The organism is Brachyspira sp. (assembly GCF_050873525.1).
Classification (GTDB): Bacteria; Spirochaetota; Brachyspiria; order Brachyspirales; family Brachyspiraceae; genus Brachyspira.
Genome location: NZ_JBNMIZ010000137.1, coordinates 1 through 7083, shown reverse-complemented (window position 1 = coordinate 7083; position 7083 = coordinate 1). Strand labels below are relative to the sequence as shown.

Here is a 7083-nt window from a genome sequence, read left to right as displayed (position 1 = left end):
CGACTATATTGAAAGCTCAAAGCATAGATTTAAGCAAGCTGGATTTAAATTATTATCAAAAATTTAAAGGACAAAATATGATTCTCAATGTTTATAACTGGGGAGAATATATTTCTGACGGTTCGGACGATTCGATAAATATAAATAAAGAATTCGAGGAACTAACGGGAATAAAAGTCAACTATTCCACTTTTGCGTCTAATGAAGAACTTTATGTCAAATTAAAAGTCGGAGGAATTGCCTACGATATAATCATTCCATCCGATTATATGATAGCGAAATTAATTAAAGAAAATTTGATTCAAAAATTAAATTATAAAAATATTCCCGCTTATACAAATATTCAGCCGAGATTTTACAGAGAAGTTTACGACCCGAACGGGGAATATTCAGTTGCTTATACTTGGGGCGTGAACGGAATAATCTATAATAAAAAATTGGTTGATGAAGAAAAAATTGACTGGGATATTCTTTTTAACGAAAAATACGCGGGAAAAATTCTTATGTATTATAATCCGAGAGACGCTTTCGGAGTCGCTCAGGCTTATTTAAATTATTCTTTAAATACTACAAAAGAATCGGAACTCAGAGAATGCGCGAGAATATTGAAAGAACAAAAATCTTTGGTGCAGGCTTATGTTATGGACGAGATTTACGATAAAATGGAATCGGAAGAAGCGGCTATTGGCGTTTATTATGCGGGCGATTCTTTGACTATGATTGATAATAACGATAATTTGAATTTCGTTATTCCTCCAAAAGGAGCTAATCTTTTTGTGGACGCTATATGCATTCCCGCGAACGCTCAAAATATTGAAGCCGCCGAACTTTACATTAATTTTTTATGCGAGGGAGAGATTGCGCTTGCAAATATTGAATATATAAATTATGCTTCCCCGAATAATGCGGCTATAAATATAATGAGCGAGGATACAAAAAACAATAAAATAATTTATCCTCCAAGCGAAATATTGGATAATTGCGAAGTTTACATAACTTTGCCAGAAGAGACGAATCTTTTGATGGAAGAACTTTGGAATGAAATTTTATCGAACGACATTACATACAGCGGCTGGGTTGTTCCTTTATCTTTGGCGATTGTAGTCGCTTTATGCATAGCGATAATAGTTTTGAGAAAGAAGAAAAAAAGAGAAAGCTGAAAAATAATTTTTTAAAATCGATTACTTTTTAATTTTTATAATTCTTTTTCGTAATATCATTTTTGCGAATTATTAAAGGAAAACCGAGCCTTTACTAAAAAGAACTCGGTTATAATTTTGTAAAATGATTATAATTATTCAATCAAACAAATACCTATAAAAACTATCCTTTTTAAGATAAGGTTTTAATTTTTTCATTTATACTTTTGATTATTTTATTTAATCAATTAAATTTATTTAAGAATGATTTTAATTTATATTTTTTTCTTATTATACATTTTATATCGCTAATTTTTAACATATTACCAATTACCACTATTATCTTTAAATTCTTCTAATTGGTTTATTTTCAAAATATCTATAAACATGTTTTTCCAAATCCGATATTACAGTTTCATATGATTTGTAAATTAAAATTATTTTCTAATACATTATTTTTGACAAAAATTTTTATTTCAAGTATAATATATATTTATCATAAATCATAAAAATATTTTTAATAATCTTAAAATTAAAAAGGATAAAATAAAAATGCTTAAAATAACGGAAAGTAAAGAAAATAAAAAATTCGATTACGATAACAGAATCAAAAAATAATAAAATTCTATTCTTCCCTGTCTTTCAAACCTTCGACCATATCCAATTTATTCACATAGTGCGCGCTCATAATTGAAACCAAAAATATTGCCGTTATAAGAAGCAGAATCGCATAAATATAACTTTCATCATAAATATGCGGAACGAAAGAAAATAATTTGCTTGAAAAAGGTTTTTTAACCAAATATAAAATTCCATAGCCCGCCGCCGTTCCCGTAGGAATTGCTATTATTATTTGAGTAATCGTTTCTTTGAGCGAGGCAATCATTATTTCTTTAGTCGTATATCCCATAACTTTAAGAAGAGTGAATTCGTATCTTCTTGTAGCCAAAGTAATTACTCCGACTCCGTAAAGAGAAGTCGCTCCGAGTAAAAACGCTATAAATATAAGTATTTGAACCAAAAGATAAATTGTCGCTATTTGATTTTTATTCGCCGTATATTCATCGTTTACAAAACTGTAATAAGAAATATCTTCGCTGTCGTCTAAAATTTCTTTTATATCTTCGTCCGAAATATTTTCTTTTTTAGTAAGGAATATATTATTATAATCGTCCGAAATATCGAATTCTTTTTCCGCAAATTTTTTATCCATATAAATGAAAAACATTCCCTGCTGTTCCACAAATTTACCGCATTTAACTATTCTCGAAACGCTATTTCCCAAAGTATATAATTCTATTCCAATATAATCGTTTTCTTTAATTTTTAATTTATCCGCCAAATATTTCGGAAGCATTATCGTCTCTTCGGGATTTTCATTTTCTGGGATGTCCAAAGAAGAAAAATTATCTTTATATATTAAAGTCGGTATATAAAGATTTTCGTTGTCATTTTTGAACGCGGAATAGATTCTCGATTGATATATAGCCGCTTTATCGTAAGACTTAATTATATTATTTGTAATTATTTCCGAATCTTCTTCCCATTTTGTAGGATTAATCGTAGCCTTAATATCGTAAAGAGAAAATTTTTGATATAAAGTCGATAAAAAATAATCGAAAGAATTATTAAAGCCTTGAGCGAATATAGTCATACTTATAGCCGCAAACATTCCCCATAAAGAAGCTAAATATCTCGTCTTACTTCTCGATGCGTTTTTCATGGCGTATCTTGTATTGAATGAAAATTTATTCCACAAACTTAAATTCTCTATAAAATTTTTTCCGCCGCCTTTCGGAGGTTCGCCTCGCATCGATTGCGCTGGATTGAGTTTTAAAATTGAAATTGCGGCAAGAAGATTTGATAAAATGCATACAAATAATATAATCGCTCCCGCTATAATCCATAAATCAAAATAAGTATTGTAAGTAAAATTCGGCATATCGAATATTTTTGTTAATTGTTCGAATATTGAAGGCAAAATTATTTTAGCCGATATAAACGCGAGCAGTATTCCAAAAAACGAAACCAAAAAAGAATATTTTATATACATATACATTATTGACGCGTCCGTAAGTCCAATCGCTTTCATTATTCCAATTTGTTTTCTTTCAACGGCGACATTTCTTCTCTGTATTATATAAAGCAAAAGTATAGCCATTAGCAATAATATAGAAGGGCATATATAAGAAAAAGAATCAATTTGAAGTAAAGTCTGTTCGTAATTCACATAATTAACCGACTGCTCTCTATCGGTAAAATAAAATATTTTCTGTTTCAATTTTATTCTTATAAAATTTTCTATATTTACTCTATTAACATTTTCTTTATATTTTATATAAATCGAATTGTAAGGAATATATTTAAAATGCTCTTCGTTAATTTCGACTACCGCAAAATCTTCGGGTTTTGAAACCGTGCTTGCTCCGTCTTTGAATAAGAATACATAATTTGGATAAGAAACTAAAGAAGCAATAATAAAAGTTTCCGTTTTATTATTAAAATTGAGTTCTATTTCGTCTCCAATTTCCAAAGAACGAGCGTCCGCAAAATTTTTATTAATCGCTATTTCGTTCGTTTCGAGTATATATTTTCCTTTATAAACATAAGGCTTATTTATTCTCACATATTTATCGTCCGTTCCGTAAATAATCGCGTCAATACTTTCTTTATTTTTTTCATTATCTTCCGTTATCGTTTCGTTTTCTATTTTTATTTTTTCTATCTTTCCTTGAAATCTATGTTTCCCTTCCGCTCTTTCAATTCCGTTAATATCTTTTATAGTTTTTATATCGTCTTCGCTAAAAATTCCAAATAAAACCAAATCGTCAAGCAAATTATTTTCAAAATAATTTTCCGCCGATAATTTAAAATCTCTGTAAACGGTTTTTACCGCGACAAAAAATAAAACTGCAAGCGCGACTATGAATACCGCAGAAATGAATATTGCGAGCTGTTTATTTATTTTTCTTAATAAAAGTTTTGTTTTTATATCAAACATTATTTATACTTTCCATTTTATTTTTATTATTATATTTTTATTATATTTTAAAATCATTACCATTCTATGTCTTCAGGATTCAAAGGATTTTCTATATCGAATCTTTCCATAACTTCGCCGTTTAGAATTTTTATAACCGTATCCGCCATTTTCGATATTTCTTTACTATGAGTGATTAAAACTATGCTCGTTCCCAAATCTCTATTCAAATCTCTCAATATTTTCAAAGCCATTATTCCCGTTTTATTATCCAAAGCTCCCGTAGGTTCATCGCATAAAACAACTTTAGGTTTTTTGGCAATCGCTCTTGCAATACTTACTCTCTGCTGTTCGCCTCCAGATAATTCGGTTGGATAATGTTTTATTCTATTTTCAAGTCCTAAAAGTTTTAAGGCATTTTCAGCGTTTTCTTTTGGAAGCCCCGTTATTTCGGTAGAGAATTCCACATTTTCCAAAGCGGTTAAATTTGGAAGCAAATTATAACTTTGAAAAACGAATCCTATATTTTCTCTTCTAAATTTTGACAATTTTTTATTGCTATAATTTGAAATATCCTCGCCCAAAAATAAAACCTGTCCGCTTGTCGGTTTATCCAAAGCGCCCAATATATTTAGCAAAGTGCTTTTTCCCGAACCGCTCGGTCCGAGTATTGCGGTTAATTTTCCTTCTTCTATCGTTAAATTTATCGAATTAAGGGCTTGAGTCGCTCCGCCTCCATGCCCATAAATTTTGCTTATATTTTTTATTTCGTATAGATTATTATTCATAAGCAATTCCTGTTTTATTTATTATAATTTATTTTCTATTTATTTTTATTGTGCCATTCTTCTACGGCTATATTTACAATTTCTTTTGCACATTCTTTTTTGCTTAAAATTGGAAAATCTTTAACTCTTCCGTCTTTAAAAAATATCGTTATTTTATTCGTGTCCTTTCCTATAGCGTCTTTAATATTATTTGCGACAATCATATCGGCATTTTTTCTTTCCATTTTATCTATCGCGTATTTTTTTAATTCTTCTGCGGTTTCGGCGGTTTCGGCGGCAAATGAAACTATCAAACAGTTTTTTAATTTTTTATCTTTAGTAAGCGCGAGTATATCTTCGTTTTGTATAAGTTCTATATTGTTTATATTTTGCTTTTTTATTTTTTTATCGAATATTTTTGCTGGTTTGAAATCAAGAGGAGCGGCAGCCATAAATAAGATGTCGGTATTTTTTAATTCGCTTAAAACGGTTTCTTTTAATTCTTCTGTAGTGTCGACTTTTATTTTTTTATTTTTAGAATTATTAGAATTAATTGTTAACGGAGATAAAACGCTTCCTTCTATATAAATAATACTTCCATTTTTAGAATTTATTTCATTATATAAAGCCTCTCCCATTTTTCCGCTCGAACTATTCGTTATATATCTTATCGGGTCTATCCATTCTTTAGTAGCTCCCGCCGTTATCGTAAATCTTATATCGCCGTATTTATTATTAGTCAATTTATTTATTATCGTTTCAAAAGATGCGAGCCTTCCGATTCCGTCCTCTTCGCAAGCCATAGCTCCTCTTTCTGGTTCTATTATTTCGTAATTTAATTCTTCTATCATGTATTTGACATTTTTTTGAACGGTTTTATTGAGCCACATATAAGGATTCATTGCGGGCGCGAATAATTTTCTTCCCGTATAAGCGCAGGCAATAGTGCTTATGCTGTCGTCATAAATTCCGTTTGCGATTTTTCCTATCATATTGGCGTCAATCGGAGCTATTAATAAAGCGTCAGTTTTTTTATTGATATTTATATGTATAAGCGGGTCCTCTTCTTTCCAAATATTTCTTATAACATGATTTCCGCTCATGGTTTCCAAAGCTTTTACGCCAACCATATTTTCGGCGTTTTTAGTTACGGCGCAAATTATTTCATGCCCTTCTTTTTTCAACATACTTACAAGAACGGGAATTTTGTATGCAGATATTGAACTTGTTATTGCAATTAATATTCTCATAAAATGCCTATAAATTAAGGTTTATTCGTTTATTATTATATATTATAATTAGAAATAAAAAAGGCAAGGATTTAATCCCTGCCTAAAAATAATTTTCAAAATTATTATTTCTTTTTGCCTTGATTTGCCACCGATTCCATAGCTTTTTTAACCGCTTCTGGGTCTCCCAAATATTGTTTATTAACCGCCTTAAAATTATCGTCAAGTTCGTAAACCAAAGGCATTCCCGTTGGTATATTTAATTCGGTAATGTCGGCATCCGAAATATTGTCAAGATATTTCACCAAAGCCCTTAAACTATTTCCATGCGCCGCTATTATGATTTTTTTACCAGCTTTAATATCGGGAAGAATTACTTTTTCCCAAAATGGAACTACTCTCGCAACAGTATCTTTCAAACATTCCGTTAATGGAAGTTCTTTTTCGGTAAGATTTTTATATCTCGCGTCATGTCCCGGAAATCTTTCGTCAGTTTTTTCCAAAGCTGGAGGCGGAGTATCGTAGCTTCTTCTCCAAACTTTTACCTGTTCTTCTCCGTATTTTTCCGCCGTTTGAGATTTGTTTAATCCCTGCAAAGCGCCGTAATGTCTTTCGTTTAATTGCCAAGCCTTTTCTACTGGTATCCATAAAAGTCCCATTTCTTCCAAAACCAAATTCAAAGTTTTTATTGCTCTTGTAAGAGTGGAAGTGTAGGCTTTATCGAAAGTAAAACCCGCTTTTTTAAGTTCTTTACCGCCAGATTTCGCTTCTTCGATTCCTTTTTCGGATAGCGTAACATCAGCCCATCCCGTAAAAAGATTTTCTTTATTCCAAACGCTTTCTCCATGACGAATTAAAACTACTTTTGTCATTTAAAAACTCCTTTATAAATAATAAATGATTTTTATTAATTATACATTAAAAATAAAAAAAGTAAAAATTTTTATGCAAATATATTTCTATTATAT

5 protein-coding genes are annotated in these 7083 nt (G+C 30.3%); 1 reads left to right on the top strand and 4 read right to left on the bottom strand.

All coding sequences use genetic code 11. The features are described from left to right. Positions 1-5: 5 nt before the first annotated feature. Entirely contained in the window at positions 6-1160 is a 1155-nt protein-coding gene (locus tag ACR0QS_RS09210) for an ABC transporter substrate-binding protein (RefSeq protein ID WP_432633149.1), read from the top strand. Positions 1161-1764: 604 nt separating this feature from the next. Here ACR0QS_RS09210 and ACR0QS_RS09205 read toward each other — a convergent pair. The 4 genes from ACR0QS_RS09205 to gpmA form a co-directional block, all read right to left on the bottom strand. Beyond that, positions 1765-4140, bottom strand: a complete 2376-nt coding sequence (locus ACR0QS_RS09205; protein WP_432633148.1) for an ABC transporter permease — start codon at positions 4138-4140, stop codon at positions 1765-1767. A 56-nt stretch (positions 4141-4196) separates the two neighbouring features. Then, a complete protein-coding gene (locus ACR0QS_RS09200) occupies positions 4197-4907 on the bottom strand; it encodes an ABC transporter ATP-binding protein (RefSeq protein WP_432633147.1) in 711 nt (236 codons plus the stop codon). 35 nt (positions 4908-4942) lie between these two features. Beyond that, complete coding sequence (gene coaBC, locus ACR0QS_RS09195; protein WP_432633146.1) at positions 4943-6136, bottom strand: bifunctional phosphopantothenoylcysteine decarboxylase/phosphopantothenate--cysteine ligase CoaBC; 1194 nt, start codon at positions 6134-6136, stop codon at positions 4943-4945. 104 nt (positions 6137-6240) lie between these two features. Next, complete coding sequence (gene gpmA, locus ACR0QS_RS09190; RefSeq protein ID WP_432633145.1) at positions 6241-6987, bottom strand: 2,3-diphosphoglycerate-dependent phosphoglycerate mutase; 747 nt, start codon at positions 6985-6987, stop codon at positions 6241-6243. Positions 6988-7083: the final 96 nt, after the last annotated feature.

Coding starts and splice junctions, on each gene's coding strand:
- ACR0QS_RS09205 (WP_432633148.1), bottom strand. CDS start 4,140: ATGTTTGATATAAAAACAAAACTTTTATTAAGAAAAATAAATAAACAG.
- ACR0QS_RS09200 (WP_432633147.1), bottom strand. CDS start 4,907: ATGAATAATAATCTATACGAAATAAAAAATATAAGCAAAATTTATGGG.
- coaBC (WP_432633146.1), bottom strand. CDS start 6,136: ATGAGAATATTAATTGCAATAACAAGTTCAATATCTGCATACAAAATT.
- gpmA (WP_432633145.1), bottom strand. CDS start 6,987: ATGACAAAAGTAGTTTTAATTCGTCATGGAGAAAGCGTTTGGAATAAA.